The 15,911-nt window shown below is 35.1% G+C and carries 16 protein-coding genes; 14 read left to right on the forward strand and 2 right to left on the reverse strand.

Going from position 1 to position 15,911, the window contains the following annotated elements:
• Positions 1 to 18 precede the first annotated feature (18 nt).
• From JL102_RS01730 to JL102_RS01765, 8 genes are all read left to right on the forward strand, one after another.
• Positions 19 to 1,134 carry a polysaccharide pyruvyl transferase family protein gene (locus JL102_RS01730; RefSeq protein WP_202241953.1) on the forward strand — a complete coding sequence of 372 codons (1,116 nt, stop codon included), beginning with the start codon at positions 19 to 21 and terminating at the stop codon, positions 1,132 to 1,134.
• A gap of 3 nt (positions 1,135 to 1,137) precedes the next feature.
• On the forward strand, positions 1,138 to 2,115 hold the full coding sequence (locus JL102_RS01735; RefSeq protein ID WP_202241954.1) for a glycosyltransferase family 2 protein: 978 nt from the start codon (positions 1,138 to 1,140) through the stop codon (positions 2,113 to 2,115).
• On the forward strand, positions 2,105 to 3,148 hold the full coding sequence (locus JL102_RS01740) for a glycosyltransferase family 4 protein (RefSeq protein WP_202241955.1): 1,044 nt from the start codon (positions 2,105 to 2,107) through the stop codon (positions 3,146 to 3,148). Before JL102_RS01735 ends, JL102_RS01740 begins: the two co-directional genes overlap by 11 nt.
• Before the next feature lie 13 nt (positions 3,149 to 3,161).
• Entirely contained in the window at positions 3,162 to 4,523 is a 1,362-nt protein-coding gene (locus tag JL102_RS01745; protein ID WP_202241956.1) for an O-antigen ligase family protein, read from the forward strand.
• The gene (locus JL102_RS01750; protein WP_202241957.1) at positions 4,489 to 5,574 is read left to right on the forward strand and encodes a glycosyltransferase family 4 protein; all 1,086 of its coding nucleotides are present in this window, start codon (positions 4,489 to 4,491) and stop codon (positions 5,572 to 5,574) included. Before JL102_RS01745 ends, JL102_RS01750 begins: the two co-directional genes overlap by 35 nt.
• 220 nt (positions 5,575 to 5,794) lie before the next feature.
• A complete protein-coding gene (locus JL102_RS01755; RefSeq protein ID WP_202241958.1) occupies positions 5,795 to 6,766 on the forward strand; it encodes an O-antigen ligase family protein in 972 nt (323 codons plus the stop codon).
• Positions 6,754 to 7,716 carry an NAD-dependent epimerase/dehydratase family protein gene (locus tag JL102_RS01760; RefSeq protein ID WP_202241959.1) on the forward strand — a complete coding sequence of 321 codons (963 nt, stop codon included), beginning with the start codon at positions 6,754 to 6,756 and terminating at the stop codon, positions 7,714 to 7,716. The genes JL102_RS01755 and JL102_RS01760 overlap by 13 nt, the downstream gene beginning before the upstream one ends.
• 54 nt (positions 7,717 to 7,770) lie before the next feature.
• Positions 7,771 to 8,823 (forward strand): MraY family glycosyltransferase, encoded by a 1,053-nt coding sequence (locus tag JL102_RS01765; RefSeq protein WP_202241960.1) that lies wholly within the window; start codon positions 7,771 to 7,773, stop codon positions 8,821 to 8,823.
• A 5-nt stretch (positions 8,824 to 8,828) separates the two neighbouring features.
• On the opposite strand, the gene cysQ is transcribed toward JL102_RS01765, so the two are convergent.
• Positions 8,829 to 9,593 carry a 3'(2'),5'-bisphosphate nucleotidase CysQ gene (gene cysQ, locus JL102_RS01770; RefSeq protein WP_202241961.1) on the reverse strand — a complete coding sequence of 255 codons (765 nt, stop codon included), beginning with the start codon at positions 9,591 to 9,593 and terminating at the stop codon, positions 8,829 to 8,831.
• 80 nt (positions 9,594 to 9,673) lie between these two features.
• Here cysQ and cysC point away from each other — a divergent pair, with 80 nt between their 5' ends.
• From cysC to JL102_RS01800, 6 genes are all read left to right on the forward strand, one after another.
• Positions 9,674 to 10,276 carry an adenylyl-sulfate kinase gene (cysC, locus tag JL102_RS01775; RefSeq protein ID WP_202241962.1) on the forward strand — a complete coding sequence of 201 codons (603 nt, stop codon included), beginning with the start codon at positions 9,674 to 9,676 and terminating at the stop codon, positions 10,274 to 10,276.
• Complete coding sequence (cysD, locus tag JL102_RS01780; RefSeq protein WP_202241963.1) at positions 10,276 to 11,181, forward strand: sulfate adenylyltransferase subunit CysD; 906 nt, start codon at positions 10,276 to 10,278, stop codon at positions 11,179 to 11,181. Before cysC ends, cysD begins: the two co-directional genes overlap by 1 nt.
• Positions 11,182 to 11,254: 73 nt before the next feature.
• Positions 11,255 to 12,535 carry a sulfate adenylyltransferase subunit CysN gene (cysN, locus tag JL102_RS01785; RefSeq protein ID WP_202241964.1) on the forward strand — a complete coding sequence of 427 codons (1,281 nt, stop codon included), beginning with the start codon at positions 11,255 to 11,257 and terminating at the stop codon, positions 12,533 to 12,535.
• A gap of 3 nt (positions 12,536 to 12,538) precedes the next feature.
• Positions 12,539 to 13,564 (forward strand): phenylalanine--tRNA ligase subunit alpha, encoded by a 1,026-nt coding sequence (pheS, locus tag JL102_RS01790; RefSeq protein WP_202241965.1) that lies wholly within the window; start codon positions 12,539 to 12,541, stop codon positions 13,562 to 13,564.
• Positions 13,565 to 14,428: a 3-hydroxyacyl-CoA dehydrogenase family protein gene (locus tag JL102_RS01795; RefSeq protein ID WP_202241966.1), complete on the forward strand. Its 864-nt coding sequence runs from the start codon at positions 13,565 to 13,567 to the stop codon at positions 14,426 to 14,428.
• Positions 14,421 to 14,858: a Rieske 2Fe-2S domain-containing protein gene (locus tag JL102_RS01800; protein WP_202241967.1), complete on the forward strand. Its 438-nt coding sequence runs from the start codon at positions 14,421 to 14,423 to the stop codon at positions 14,856 to 14,858. Before JL102_RS01795 ends, JL102_RS01800 begins: the two co-directional genes overlap by 8 nt.
• A gap of 61 nt (positions 14,859 to 14,919) precedes the next feature.
• Here JL102_RS01800 and JL102_RS01805 read toward each other — a convergent pair whose 3' ends face one another.
• Positions 14,920 to 15,897 carry an AAA family ATPase gene (locus JL102_RS01805; RefSeq protein ID WP_202241968.1) on the reverse strand — a complete coding sequence of 326 codons (978 nt, stop codon included), beginning with the start codon at positions 15,895 to 15,897 and terminating at the stop codon, positions 14,920 to 14,922.
• Positions 15,898 to 15,911: the final 14 nt, after the last annotated feature.

Consider the following 15,911-nt stretch of genomic DNA (forward strand, 5'->3'; position numbering starts at 1 on the left):
TTACAATATTGGAATAGTATGAGTGTAACTTTTTTAGGATATTATGGTCAATTCAATACTGGGGATGATGCATTCTGTGTTGTTTCAGATTGGGGGGCAAGGAAGTTTTGGAATGAGTCGAATGTTAAGTTCGCAGGAAGTGACTTACCTATTGGATATTTTGGAAAGACAGTAAAGAGTACACTTTTTACGACGCATCAATTTAAAGGGCAACATCATGTAGAAAGCCTTTTCCAGCCTTTTATTGGAAAGAATGTGATATATGCAGGAGGGTCAGTATTTCACAGAGAAATAGATAGATTTACAAGGGAAGGAATATTTTCAAATTACAGGAAACTTGGTTTATTAAATCTTTCAGCCATTGGAGTTTCGATAGGTCCATTTAAAAACTCTAGGGATAGAAACAGTATAAGGAATTATTTGTCTAAATTTTCTTTTATAGCATTAAGAGATGAAAGATCTTATGAAGAAGTTATTGATATGAATCTATCTACTACCGCTGTTAAGGCGTTTGATTTAGCAGCTCTTCTTCCTTCCATGTATTCGATCCAGCCCAAGCAGACAAGCCAACCTGTTCTTGGAGTAAGTGCATGTTACTATGAAAGATATACCTGTGGTGATACAAAAAAGGAAAAAGCTAGGATTGATAAACTCATGGGTTCAATTGAGTTGGTGGTAAAAAGAATTCCTAATATAAGATTGAAAATATTCTGTTTTAATGCCCATCCAGTATTTGGAGATAATGAAATTACGGACTCTCTAGTTGCTTTTTTTAGTGACAAGAATGTAGATGTTGAAAGGATTGAATATAATTCTTCTCCAGAGAGTATTTGGAATGAGATTCAAAAGTGTGATGCTGTTTTATCTACTAGATTGCATTCAGGGATATTTTCTTGTTTTGCAGAAGTTCCATTTATTCAAATTGAATATCATTATAAATGCACAGATTTTCTGAAGGATGTAGGATATGATTCGCGTTATACTATTGGAGATTTTGATATTTCTGAGTCGGAAGTTGCGTTAAGAATTGAAAGAATTATTGTAGACAAAAAATCTCCTTCAATTAAGTTTATGGAATCTTGTAAAGATAGAGCTTTGCTAAATTTTACAGAGCTGAAACAGTTTATCAAATAGATCATGTTTTCAGTTATTATACCTTTATACAATAAGCAAGAAAATATTGCTAAAACTGTTGAGTCAGTTTTGAGTCAGACGTATCAGGAATTTGAGTTAATTATTGTTAATGACGGCTCTACTGACAATAGTTTAGAGGTTGTGAAAAATTTTAATACTAACAGGTTAAAATTATATAGCATAGAAAATTCTGGAGTTTCTGCAGCTAGGAATTATGGTATAGGCAAGGCTAAATATCCTTACATAGCTCTTTTGGATGCTGATGACTACTGGAGACCAAACTATCTTGCTTTAGCAAAGGAGGTCATTTCTACATATAAGGATGTTCAAATGATGGCCTTCGCATACTACAGAGTGATAAATGGGATTAATGAGGAACTTAATTTTGGATTAAAGCATCAATTTGACACAGGAAGAATAAATAATTATTTTGAATTAATGCTTCTTAGCAATAATTCAATGATCACCTCATCATCTGTAATAATCTCTAAATTGTTATTTAATAAGGTTGGTTTATTTAATGAAAAACTTAAGTATGGTGAAGATTTGGAAATGTGGTTTAGGCTATTAAGTGAGACTGACTTTTTTTTTGTTAATAAGAATCTTGTGTTCTACAATTTTGATGGTCAAGATCGTGCTTGTGATAAATTTTTTGATCTAGAAAGTGATTTGGTTTTTCATTTAGATGTGTTCTCTAATCTGGAAAAGAGAAGCATCAATGCAAAAAAGTATCTTGATTTGTTTCGGTTGCAAAAATTAAAGACCTATCATTTAAACACTAAATACTCCAGTCAAGTTAGGAGTATTCTATTAAATGTGGATAAGGATAACTTAGGTTATAAGTGGAAATTGTTTTATAGTTTGCCCGTTAATATTTTAAGACCATTGTATCATATGTTCTTTTATTTGAAGCATAAGATTATAAAACCAGCTTTTGTCTATTTAAAATTTAATAAAATAAAGTGTACAGATGAAAGATAGTGGACTTGTAGTTTTTACTAAAAATTTCGGAAGCAATTTTACGGGAGCTACAGTTGCTACCTACAATTTGGTGCAAGAGTTTTTAGGTGAATTCAAGGAAGTTATAGTGATTTGTAAAAATGTGGGGAACTCAATCTCGGATGAGAGGTTGAAAATTAAAGTGTTTTCAACTTTAAATGAGGCTCGACGACATTTGGTTAAGTTACCACCTGATTATGTTTACTTGTCAGATGATCATTTTGGATATATACTAAAAATGGCTGGAAGGGAATACTATCATGTTTACCATGGGAGTTGGCCTGATGCAATGTTTTTAAGCCTTAGGATGTTTGTCTATGGTTTGTATTTTTTGCCTCAATATATTTTGACATTGGTATTTGCTAAACTGATATTCAATGTATCTTATTATATGGATAAGTTCACTAGAAAATTTAATTCCAATACTACAGTTATTAGGAATGGAATGAGACATGCTAGTGTAAGCCGTGAAACTGAAAAGAATCTGATGGTAAAAAAGGGCAAATTAAAAATTATCATGGTTGGTACCATAGATAATTTAAAATTTAGAAAGGCGTTAGAACTATTTGAGCTTTTTGAAAGACATGAATTAAACAGTATTTGTGATGTTCATATATTTGGACATGCTAAAAATTTAAAGCTGTTAGAGAAACTAGGATCATTTAATTTTGTTCATTTGGAAGGTTTTTCGGCTAACATCATTTATAGGGATTTTGATCTTTACTTGACAACTTCATATTTTGAAAATTTATCGATAGCAGTATGCGAAGCCTTAAACTCAGAAATTCCTGTTTTTGGATTTAATGTTGGTGGATTGAATGAGGTCGTTAAACAATATTCAAACGGATACTTAGCTCCTATTAATAAGGTAGAATACTTGGCAAAAAATATCAAGGCTTGGTACGAACAGTCATTTTATCTTGATTCATCAGAAACACAGCTAGATGATTTTTCTTGGGAGGTAGCGGCAAAGAAGTATATCAAGAATTTCGAAATATTTGAAAGCCTTAAATAGTAAACTTCATATTTTGAAAATATCTGCACTTAATCTTTCTTCAATTCTAATTATTCTTTCTGCACTAATTAATCCTACCTTATTAGTTACGAAAACAGATTTATTGATACCCGTAATTCTGATCGAAATTTTCGTACTAATCCTGCTGTTAAGAAAGTTAGAATTGATGTCTTATGTCGTTTTTTTCTTTTCTTTTCAATTTTATGGCGTCAGTTTTTTAGGTATAAAAATATATGACCTCACTTTCTTGGCTCTAATTATTTATGAAACTTTTAGAGGTAAAGGCATAAGGTTTGTAAAACCAAATAAATTTCCTATAGCCCTTTTCTTTTGTTTAATACTTGTCGCTTACTCTTTTTTATTAATAATTGTTTCAAAGTTTAATGCAGCTACAATATCTGAAAGTTTTATAGAATCAAGCAGGTACTTATTTTGTTTTTGTGTATTCTACTACTTTATCAATTGCAGAATTATTGATTATAAAAAGTTTTTCTTTTCTTTCCTTTTTTTGTGCATTTCAAATCTATTACAAGGCGTACTTGTTTACTTCCTATTTAAGGAATTGGTGATTTTTGATTCTTATGCCAATACCTTATATGATATAAGTTTATTTTCACCGTTAGAAGAAGCCAGAATGGCCGGTTTCTTTTCTGATCCCAATAAATATTATTTGTTTTTTACTGCAGTTTTATTTTTTTACGAATGTGTAGCTTATAAAGAGAAAAGGCTTGGTCTAAAAAGGTCAAAATATGGGTATCTTTTAATTGTTTTATGCTTGTTGGGGTTGGGTTCTTCTTTATCCAGAATAGCACTTTTATTAATTATACTTTATGTTTCTTATAAGTTTGTTTTTAGATTTTTAAGTAAAAGATGGTATCCTATAATTGGCTGGGCGACGTCAGTGTCTTTAATTCTTTTTTTTATAACGTTGCCTTTGCTTATTAATTATTATGATTCTTTTGTATCCTTATTTACCTCTGCCATAGGTCGAGGAGAAAGTTTGAAGTATTCTGCCTCGTTATCAAATGATAGTAGAATTAATGCATGGGTATTGGCAATTGAAGAAATTGCAAACCATCCGATAATGGGATATGGGGCATACTACTGGCAGTCATTTTATTATATGCCTCCACATAATACTTTTTTGTCTATTTTAATGGATTTCGGATTAATTGGAGCCTTTTTATTTATTGGTGTTTTTTATCCAATATTTAAGCATTGGAATAACTATTATGTGTTGGTCTTCTTTCTAATACCTCTATTAATATTAGATTTGCAGACTTTTAGGCTATGCTTCATAATGCTTGCTTTTTATATTAATGAATCAAAATCCATATCGAATGAAAGTCTTAATAGTTGGTCCTGTACAATCTGATAAGTATTTTGGGGGGGTTGCTACTTTCACAGAATCTTTGGCGGATGGCTTTAAAATTAATGGTTTCGAGGAAGTAGAGATATTAACGGATTATACTATAAAGCCTACTACTCATTATGGTTGTGCTATTTCTGCCATTTTCAAGGAGCCGAAAAGAAGAAACCCACTGATTTTACGCCGTTTGGCTCATCAAATAAATATAAGGGAGGTCGACTTAATTATTACTTCCTTGGAATATGGACTGTCTTTGCTGTTTATAAAAAAGAATTCAGCAGTCAAAATTCATTATTTACATGCTTTTCCTGCTAGAACGATGGCTGGTTTTTTTAAAACGATTGGATTGAATAAAGCAATGAAACTTATTTCAAGAAAGGCTGATTTTATGATTTCTAATAGTTCTCTGACAAGTGTTGTTAATAAGGAAATCTATGGGATTAAATCGGATAATATTATATCTATAGGACTAGGGTATGAGTTCATAGATGCCGTGAATACCCTAGTCTTAGGTAATTCTACATTTAAAAAGAACAAGAAGAGGGGACAGATATTATATGCAGGTAGAATGGCCTCAGAAAAAAACATTTACAGTATCATTGAAAGTGTAGAGGCCTTATATAAGGAGAAAGATATTGATTTCAATATGATTATGATCGGGGAAGGAGAAGATTACCCAGAACTTGCGCAAAAGTATAATCAATCTACCTTTCCAATTGAATTTATTGGGGCAAAGAATCAAGATACGATTGTTAAGTATTATCTAGAATCGGAAGTTTTTATTTCGATGAACCCTCATGAACCTTTCGGTATAACTTATTTAGAGGCATTGTTTACTAATTGTAAAATTGTTTGTCCGTTAACCGGTGGGCATATGGATTTTTCTAATCTTTTCCATGAACATTTTTTTCTAACCAACCCTTACGATTGCACGTCCATTAAAGAAAGTTTGAAAGATGCACTTCAGTCAGATATACCGTCTTATAATAAAAATATTGAAAGATTCAACTATGCGAATGTTGCGAATGATATAATCAATTATGTCTTTGATAAATAAAATCCCAAATATACAAGCTCTATGTTGGCAAGCATTTTCTTTGTCTGTAGCACTAACGATCTTCCAAAAGGTATCTTCATTGATATTTGCTGTCTTTATAGTGCTTAGCTTATCTCATGGGTTTAAAAGAACAAACAATAGGGCTTTTAACTTTTATGCGGTTGTATTAGGCTTATTTTTTCTCTATATGTGCGTAAGAGATTACGTCAATTATTCTCCCATGTTTTGGAAGAAAACTGAAAAGAATTTATCAATTATAGCGATACTGCCCATTTTCTATTCTCCAATTTCAGTGAGTAAAAAAGTTATTAATCGGACTTTTTATTACATTATAATTGTGATGTTTATAGTTCTATGTACAAGTTATAGCGTAGCTGTATATAGAAGTGGTCAATTGTATCCAATAGATAATGGAGAATCATTCTTTTATTCTAATCCCTTTTCAAGACAGGAATATACCAAATTATTTGGAAGTATTCATCCCGGATATCTTTCAATGTTTATATTGATTAGTTTAGTGTTTATTTTTGAGATTATATTGAAAAGTGAAGTGGTTTTGAAGAAGGTTGGTTTGGCTTTGATTTTCATTTTTTTCACAATTAACGTTTTGATCCTATCATCAAAAACAGCTCTTTTTTTGTTGTTTTTGATTTTGATATACTATGCTTTAAAAATTCTTTTTCGTAAAAAATGGCTTATTTATACGGTTCCTATTGTATTTCTATTTGCTGTTTTTATGGCGTTTTTAATAAGAGGTGATAAGCAGTTGAATTATAGGTTAGATTCCGAGAGCTCTATCAGTTATCAATATAAATATGAACAGTGGACGGCATCATGGGAGCTAATAACAGAGAATTGGCTTTTTGGTGTTAGCGGTGTAGATCTGCAGCCAAAATTAAATGATGTTTATGACGCTAAAAACTACAATCTTAGTCTTAAGGAAGGGTTGAATTCACATAATCAATATCTTCAGACATTTGCGGCTTATGGTGTAATTGGAATATTGTTTTTACTTTTTATACTCTTTTTTCCATTCAAATGGGCAATTTATTCACCACTATACTTTTGGTTTTTATTTTTGTTTATAGTTTTCAATATTTTCGAGTCATCTTTTGCTCGCTATGATTCAATATTTTTTTTCTTTACACTTAATTCTTTATTTCTAAAATATAATTCTCAATGGAGATTTTAATTACCGGAGGATCAGGTTTCATAGGGAGCCACTTCCATAAAAATATATCACAAGAAAAAATTATTAATTTAGATCTTCATGAACCTTCTTTTGAGTATGAGTCTAAGTTTTTCAAAGGAGACATCAGGAATATTACTGATGTAGATAATGCCATGAGTGGAGGGGTTGATACCGTTATTTCTCTGGCTGCTATGCATCATGATTTCGGTATATCTGAGGATGAATATTTTGAGACCAATGAAAAGGGAACTCAGGTTTTGTGTGAGGCTGCAGGTAAAAAGGGAATTAAGACAATTGTATTTTATTCTTCAGTGGCTGTATATGGAGCTAACGAAGAAATGTCACATGAAGAGATGGCACCTAACCCTAACATGCCATATGGGGCTTCTAAGTTAGCTGGAGAGAAGGTGCTCTATAAATGGGCAGAGGAAGATCCTTCAAGAAAGGTTCTGATTATAAGACCAGCACTTGTATTTGGTATAAATAATACTGCCAATATGTATAAGTTGATTAATCAAATTAACCTTGGGATATATTTTCATGTAGGAAAAGCTAATAATATTAAATCGATTGGTTATGTGGAAAATCTTGTAAAGGCTACATTATGGTTATTGGAAGACCTCCCTAAGGGTGTTTCTATATTCAATTATGCGGATGAGCCACATTTAACCAGTAAGAAGATAGCGACTACAATTTCAGAGGCATTAGGAAAAAAAATTAGAATTACAGTTCCTAAAACATTGGGGATTATGATGGGACTTCCTTTTGATTTGATAATCAAGGCTACAGGGAAAAATTTGCCTATATCTAGTGCTAGGGTTAAAAAGTTAGCCACAGAGACGGCGCATTCTGCTAGTAAATTATTTGAAAAAGGTTTCAAACCGGAGTTTTCCACCCAAGAAGGCTTGCGAAAAATGGTTAAATGGTATCTAGAAACTAAAATGAATTAAATTTTCATATCTAAGTCCATTTATCATAACTTTGCGCATCTAAAAAAATCTTAGATGACTGCAATACTATTGGCGATAGCTACATCGTTTATTATCACTTTTTTGGTTATCCCGGTTATCATTAAGTATTCGAAGAAGAAGAGCAAGTTGTTGGATACGCCGGGAAGAAGAAAGATTCATAAAAAAATTACCCCTTCGATGGGAGGAATAGGTATTTTTTCAGGGTTCTTTGTTGCACTGCTCGTATGGCTACCGTTAGAGGGGTTTGAGTATTTCAAATATATCCTAGCGGGTACGGGAATCATTTTCCTTGTTGGTATGAGAGATGATATTGTGCCACTTAAGCCTTTGAATAAGCTTATAGGGCAGCTTATCGCTTCTTCAATAGTGGTGCTCTTCTCTGGAGTTAGGCTTCATTCATTATATGGCCTTTTTGGTATTAATGAACTTAATGAAGTGGTTAGTTATCTGATAACGATATTCACCTTCATTGTAGTTACTAATTCATTCAACCTTATTGATGGACTTGATGGTTTAGCAGGAACCATAGCTACTATAGCATTAGGTAGTTTTGGAATATGGTTCTATCTCATAGGTCAGCCATGGGTAGCTCTGCTGGCGCTAAGTGTGGCAGGTGCTGTAGTAGCTTTTCTTACTTTTAACTGGGAGCCTTCAAAAATATTTATGGGGGATACAGGTGCGCTGGTTTTGGGTTTCTTATTTTCTGTCTTGGTAATTGTTTTTATTGATGCCAATTATAACTTACCAATAGATAATCCATACCGATTCAGGGCTTCAATTACCTCGGGTATCTGTGTAGTTATTATTCCTCTATTTGACACTTTAAGAATCTTTATTTTGAGGCTGTCGAAGAAACAATCTCCATTTGCTCCTGATAAGAATCATATCCATCATGCACTTATGAGATTGGGAATGAGACATTCACAAACAGCGGTAGCATTAGGCATCCTCAACATCATCTATATACTTTTGGCTATTGCTTTCAATGATGTTAAAGATGCCGTTTTATTGCCTATATTAATAATCTTTTCAGTTGTACTTTCTCTTACGCTGGATTTTCTTATTATCAGAAAGCTTAACCGATAGGCTTATTAAAAGCCTATTCCGAGGAAGCCCGTATTGAGAAGAGATTCTTTGTTGTAAGTAAAAGGTACTGGTCCGGTTTCTTTAAATACTTTACCTCCGGCACTTTCTAGTACAGCTTGTCCTGCGGCAGTATCCCATTCCATAGTAGGGCCGTGTCTATAATAAATATCGGCCTTACCTTCAGCCACCATGCAGAACTTGAGTGAGCTGCCAACGGAAATGCTATCGATAACATCGTATTCTTTAAGTATAACCTCTTCTTCTGGTGAAGCATGAGATTTGCTCCTCACGGCTATCCTCTTAGAGGTGGAGTTATTTACTTGTAGAGGTTCTTCCTTTCCATTTACGAGTTTGAAGGCTCTTTCTCCTGTTCCCACATATACTACATCAGGAACGGGAGCATACACTATGCCGAACACAGGCTTCTGCTTGCTGATAAGAGCTATGTTTACCGTGAACTCACCATTTCTGTTGATAAACTCTTTGGTGCCATCAAGTGGGTCTATTAGCCAAAATGTATCATAATTTTTTCTGGTACTATACTCTACCTGCTCTCCTTCTTCTGAAATAATAGGGATGTTAGGGTGAAGTTTAGTTAAGCCTTTCATAATTACGGCATGAGATGCTTTATCAGCTAAGGTAAGTGGAGAATTGTCGCTTTTGTAATCTACATCACCAGCTAGATCTTTATCGTGATAAATATTGAGGATCGCCTGGCCTGCCTGCAGAGCCAAATCTATCAATTCTTGTGTGTTAATTTGTTCTGTCATGCAAACAAAACTACACAAATGCTTGTATGGTTTATTAATTAACTGAATTAATTGTATTTTTGGCGTTTAAATTTTAATCAATGGCTGACAACATTCACCCTATATTTGATACCATTCTTAGTACATCTGAGAAAGAAGAACTGTTAAATCAAAAATCTATAGTCATTTGGATGGTGGGCCTTTCTGGTTCAGGAAAAAGCACTATTGCCAGAGGACTGGAGAACAAGTTGCATAAAGAAGGTTTTCTTACATCGTTGCTAGATGGAGATAATCTTCGTACAGGGCTTAACAATAATTTAGGCTTTTCTGAAGAGGATAGAACAGAAAATATTAGAAGAGCAGCCGAAGCTTCTAAACTATTAGCCGCGAACGGTGTAATTACTATATGTTCGTTGATCAGTCCGACGGAGAGTATCAGAGAAATGGCTAAAACTATATTAGGAGATAAGTACTGTGAAGTGTTTATCAACTGTCCTATAGAAGAATGCGAAAAAAGAGATGTAAAAGGGTTGTATGCCAAAGCCAGAAAAGGAGAGATTAAGAATTTCACAGGAATCGATTCTCCCTTTGAAGCTCCACAGAAACCTAATATTACGCTCTATACTGCTGAATACTCTGTTGAGGATAATTTAGATCAACTTTTAGAATACATTTTGCCAAAAATAAAACCTAGTAAGAATTAATGAAGGCTTACAATCTAACACACTTAAGAGAGCTAGAAGCCGAAGCGATATATGTTATTCGCGAAGTGGCTGCTCAATTTGAAAATCCGGCTATCCTATTTTCAGGCGGTAAAGACTCCATCACAGTAGCTCACCTGGCTAAAAAAGCATTTTATCCTGGAAAGGTACCCTTTCCTTTGGTGCATATAGACACCGGGCATAATTTTCCTGAAACCATTGAGTTTAGAGATAAATTTGTGGCAGAACTAGGAGCAGAGCTAATAGTAGGTTCTGTGCAAAAGTCTATAGATGAGGGCAAAGTAGTAGAAGAAAAAGGATATAATGCTAGTAGGAATGGTTTACAAACTGTAACCCTACTGGAAACTATTGAAAATAATAAGTTCGATGCTTGCCTTGGTGGAGCAAGAAGAGACGAGGAAAAAGCCAGAGCTAAAGAAAGATTCTTCTCCCATAGAGATGAATTTGGCCAGTGGGATCCTAAAAATCAGAGACCAGAAATCTGGAATATTTTCAATGGAAAAAAACAGTTTGGAGAAAACTTTAGGGTCTTCCCTATCAGTAACTGGACTGAGATGGACGTTTGGCAATATATTTTACAGGAGAATATTGAGCTTCCTCCATTGTATTTTGCTCATGAAAGAGATGTGTTTGTAAGGGATAATGTAATTATGGCTACTTGCGACTTCATTCAGATGAAAGATACTGAAGCAGCTGAGAAGAAAGTGGTAAGGTTTAGAACCATAGGTGATATGACTTGTACAGGTGCTGTAGAGTCATCAGCTTCTACTTTGGAAGATATTATAGAGGAAGTAGCCGCCGCCAGATCTACTGAGCGTGGTACACGATCAGATGATAAGAGGTCAGAGGCAGCTATGGAAGATCGTAAAAAACAAGGTTATTTTTAATATCTCTTCATTTTAAATAAAAGCACACTTAAAATTTAAGATCCCCTAAATCTTAGTAAATAATAAGAAACTAATGAGCGATAATAATACAGAAGCCAAAGGATATTTAGATATGGAGTTACTACGCTTCTCTACAGCAGGAAGTGTAGATGACGGTAAAAGTACCCTGATAGGTAGACTACTATACGATTCTAAGTCTATCTTTGAAGATCAATATGAGGCAATAGAGGAATCTAGTCGTAGAAAAGGTGATGAAAATGTAAACCTTGCATTACTTACTGACGGACTTCGTGCAGAGCGAGAGCAGGGTATTACTATAGATGTAGCCTACAGGTATTTTGCTACACCGAAAAGAAAATTCATTATTGCTGATACTCCGGGACATATTCAGTACACCAGAAATATGGTTACAGGAGCGTCTACTGCTAACTTGGCCCTAATACTGGTAGATGCCAGAAATGGGGTGGTGGAGCAGACTTTCAGGCATACATTTATAGCTTCACTGTTAGGCATTCCTCACGTTGTATTTTGTATTAACAAAATGGACTTGGTGGATTATAGCCAAGACGTTTATAACAAGATCAAAGCTGATATTGAGTCTTTCTCCGCTAAGCTAGATGTGAAAGATATTCGTTTTATCCCTATCAGTGCGCTGAAAGGAGACAATGTGGTAAACGAATCAGAAAATATGGCATGGCACAAGGGTGGTACATTATTGTACATGCTAGAAAATATACATATTGGTAGTGATCATAACCACATCGATTGTAGATTCCCTGTGCAGTATGTAATCAGACCACAATCAGATAAATTTCATGATTATAGAGGTTATGCAGGTAGAATTGCCGGCGGAGTATTTAAGCCCGGTGATGACGTAACTGTATTACCTTCTGGTTTTACTTCTAAAATCAAGAGTATTGATTCTTATGAGGGTGAGCTGAAGGAAGCATTTGCTCCTATGTCAGTAACTATCCAACTGGAAGATGATATAGACATTAGCCGTGGTGATATGATCGTTAGGGAAAATAATAAACCTAATATCGGCCAAGATGTAGATGTCATGCTTTGCTGGATGAATGATAAACCTTTGGTGCCAAATGGAAAATATGCTATTAAACATACTACCAATGATGCCAGATGTATGGTGAAAAATGTTCAATATAAGGTGAACGTTAATACGCTGCACCGTATTGAAGATGATAAGAACATTAAAATGAATGATATAGCTCGTGTAACACTGCGTACAACAAGACCATTGTTCTTTGATAGGTACAGCAGAAATAGAATTACGGGTAGTGTTATATTGATAGATGAAGCGACTAATGAAACAGTAGCCGCGGGTATGATAATTTAAGGTATGCAGGAAAAGGTTGATGAAATATTAGCTGAGATTGAAAGCGCTAATGCCTCTAGCCAGGATGAGTTAGAACAATTCCGCATGCGCTTCATCAGCAAAAAAAGTGTTGTAGGTGAACTTTTTGCTGGACTCAAAGATGTTCCTAATGACCAAAAGAAGGCATATGGAATGAAGCTTAATGAGGTGAAGCAAGCAGCTCAGAATAAGTTTAAAGAGCTTATAGATGCATTAGAATCTTCTGGCTCTGAAGGAGCAGAGCAACATGGTGACCTGAGCTTACCTCCAGCAGGAGTAGGCTTGGGAAGCATGCATCCTTTGACATATGTAAGGAATCAGATTATTCAGATCTTTGAGAGAATCGGCTTTAACGTATCTGATGGCCCTGAGATAGAAGATGACTTTCATAATTTCACAGCACTTAATTTTCCTGAAAATCACCCTGCTAGGGAGATGCAGGATACTTTCTTTATAGAAAGAAATCCTGATATACTATTAAGAACTCATACCTCTGGGGTTCAAGTGAGGCTTATGACTAATCAGAAGCCTCCTTTAAGGTCCATTATGCCAGGAAGAGTGTATAGAAATGAGGCCATTTCAGCTAGAGCACACTGTGTTTTTCATCAGGTGGAAGGTATTTATGTAGATAAGAATGTAAGTTTTGTTGACCTAAAACAGACCTTGTATCATTTCGCTAAAGAGATGTTTGGGAAGGATACCAAAGTACGTTTCAGACCATCTTATTTTCCTTTTACTGAACCTAGTGCTGAGATAGATATTTCATGTCAGATCTGTAAAGGTGATGGCTGCCAGCTTTGTAAATACACAGGCTGGGTAGAAATAGGTGGGTCTGGTATGGTAGATCCGAATGTGCTGGCTAATTGCGATATTGACCCAGAAGAGTATACCGGATTCGCTTTTGGTATGGGTGTGGAGAGAATCACTCAGCTCAAGTTTAGGGTGAATGATTTGCGTCTATATACTGAAAATGATGTACGGTTCTTACAGCAATTTAAAACACTACATTAAATGCTACATACGGTTGATGATATTAAAACCGTTGGCGTAGTAGGAGCAGGAACTATGGGGTTAGGCATTGCGCAGGTTTGCGCTATGGCTGGCTTTAAAACTGCTTTGTATGATATTAATGAGGAGGTGCTTAAGAAAGCTGAAAGAAGCATTCTTAGCAATTTCAACAAAGGAATAGAAAAAGGAAAGGTTACCGAAAGTCAAAAGGAAAAGGCTTTAGGTAGCCTTTCTTTTATTACAGAAATAAATCAACTAAAGGCAGACCTAATTATTGAGGCTGTTTTGGAGGATTTAGAGGTGAAGCAAAAGCTATTTAAAGAGTTAGAACACATCAATAATTCCGAAACTATTTTAGCTACTAATACTTCTTCTATTCCTATTTCTAAAATTGCATCTACATTAGATTATCCTGAGAGGGTTATAGGGATTCATTTTTTTAATCCTGCCCATATAATGAGGTTAGTGGAAGTAATAGCCGGAATTAGTACTGAAGCTCTAGTGTTAGATCTAACAAAGGCATTTGTAATGAGGCTCGGAAAAACACCTGTAGAAGCGAAAGACTCTCCTGGCTTTATAGTTAATAGAGTGGCCCGACATTTTTACGTAGAAAGCCTTAAAATCGTTGAGGAAGGTGTTGTAGATGTAGAAGGCGTTGATAGACTTATGGAGGCTTCAGGCTTTCGTATGGGGCCTTTTAGGCTCATGGATTTGATAGGTATAGACACTAACTTTTCAGTAACACAAAGCATGTATAATGCATTTCACTATAATGCTAAATTCAGGCCTAGCCGAATACAGGAACAAAAGGTAAATGCTGGCCATAATGGACGTAAATCAGGTAAGGGTTTTTACAACTATGAATAGATACTTTTTATTTATTGCAGTGTTTTCTTTCGGCCTGTTTTCAGGTTGTGGAGAAGAGAGTTATCAGGACGAAATGCCATATACGGGCTTTCCTGATGTTTATATGAACCTCGACCTACCGCAGTATAATTCACTATCTTTTGATGGAGGATTTTATTTGCTTGATAAAGGAGTGCGAGGTATTATAGTTTATAGATCTAGTGGTAGTGAGTTCCATGCCTATGAGCAAAATTGCCCTTATCATCCTTATGAAGCTTGTGCCACGGTGAGTGTGCATAACTCCGGGTTATACATATTTTGCCCTTGTTGTCAATCCCAGTTTAGTTTTGATTCAGGGAATCCTATTGGAGGCCCTTCGCAATACCCTTTGAGAGAGTATGTGACTCATCTTACCCTTCGTTCTCTTACCGTTACAGACGAGATATTATAAATAAAAAAGCCTCTTAGATAAACATGTTATTAAGAGGCTAGTTTTTTCTTTATAATGCCTCCTACTTATTTTTAGCTATTAGCTGATCTATTATATTATCTACGGACACCCCGTCAGCCTCAGCTTTAAAATTTCTAACTATTCTATGTCTAAGTGTAGGCTTGGCTACTGCTATTACATCTTCAATGTCAGGAGAATATTTTCCATTTAATAGGGCATTACATTTGGCTCCTATTACAAGGTACTGAGAAGCTCTTGGTCCCGCGCCCCACTCCAGGTAATCATTAGTAATGGCGGTTGCTTTTTCTGAATTAGGTCTGGTTTTATGAACTAATTCCACAGCGTATTCCACTACATTGTCTGTTACAGGCACCTTACGTACCAGCTGTTGGAAGAAGTTGATTTCTTCAGCCGATAGCACATGACTCACAGTGGTTTTGATATCAGAAGTAGTGTTCTTTACTATATCCACCTCTTTTTCGTAAGAAGGGTAATCTAGTAATACATTGAACATAAATCGGTCTAACTGCGCCTCAGGAAGAGGGTAAGTACCTTCTTGCTCTATTGGATTTTGAGTGGCTAATACGAAGAATGGCCTATCCAAATTATACTTCTTTCCGGCAATGGTTACAGCATACTCCTGCATAGACTCTAGCAGTGCAGCCTGAGTTTTAGGAGGGGTACGGTTGATCTCATCAGCCAGAACAATGTTAGAAAAGATAGGTCCTTGTATGAATTTGAAATTTCTGTCTTTATCCAGCGTTTCTGCTCCTAATATATCTGAAGGCATTAGATCTGGAGTAAACTGTATTCTGTTAAACTTTAAATCTAATACGGATGAAATAGTTTGAATCAAAAGAGTTTTGGCTAGCCCGGGTACTCCTATCAATAAGCAGTGACCCTGACAGAAGATAGAGGTCAATAGAAGTTTTACCACTTCATCTTGGCCTATGATTACTTTTGAAATTTCTGCTGACAGCTTTTCATATGCCTCATGAAAGGCATTAGCTGCTTCTACATCCGAATTGTAAGACTTCATATATTTTTAATAGG

Origin of the sequence: Fulvivirga sediminis, assembly GCF_016757215.1 — a bacterium.
GTDB lineage: Bacteria > Bacteroidota > Bacteroidia > Cytophagales > Cyclobacteriaceae > Fulvivirga > Fulvivirga sediminis.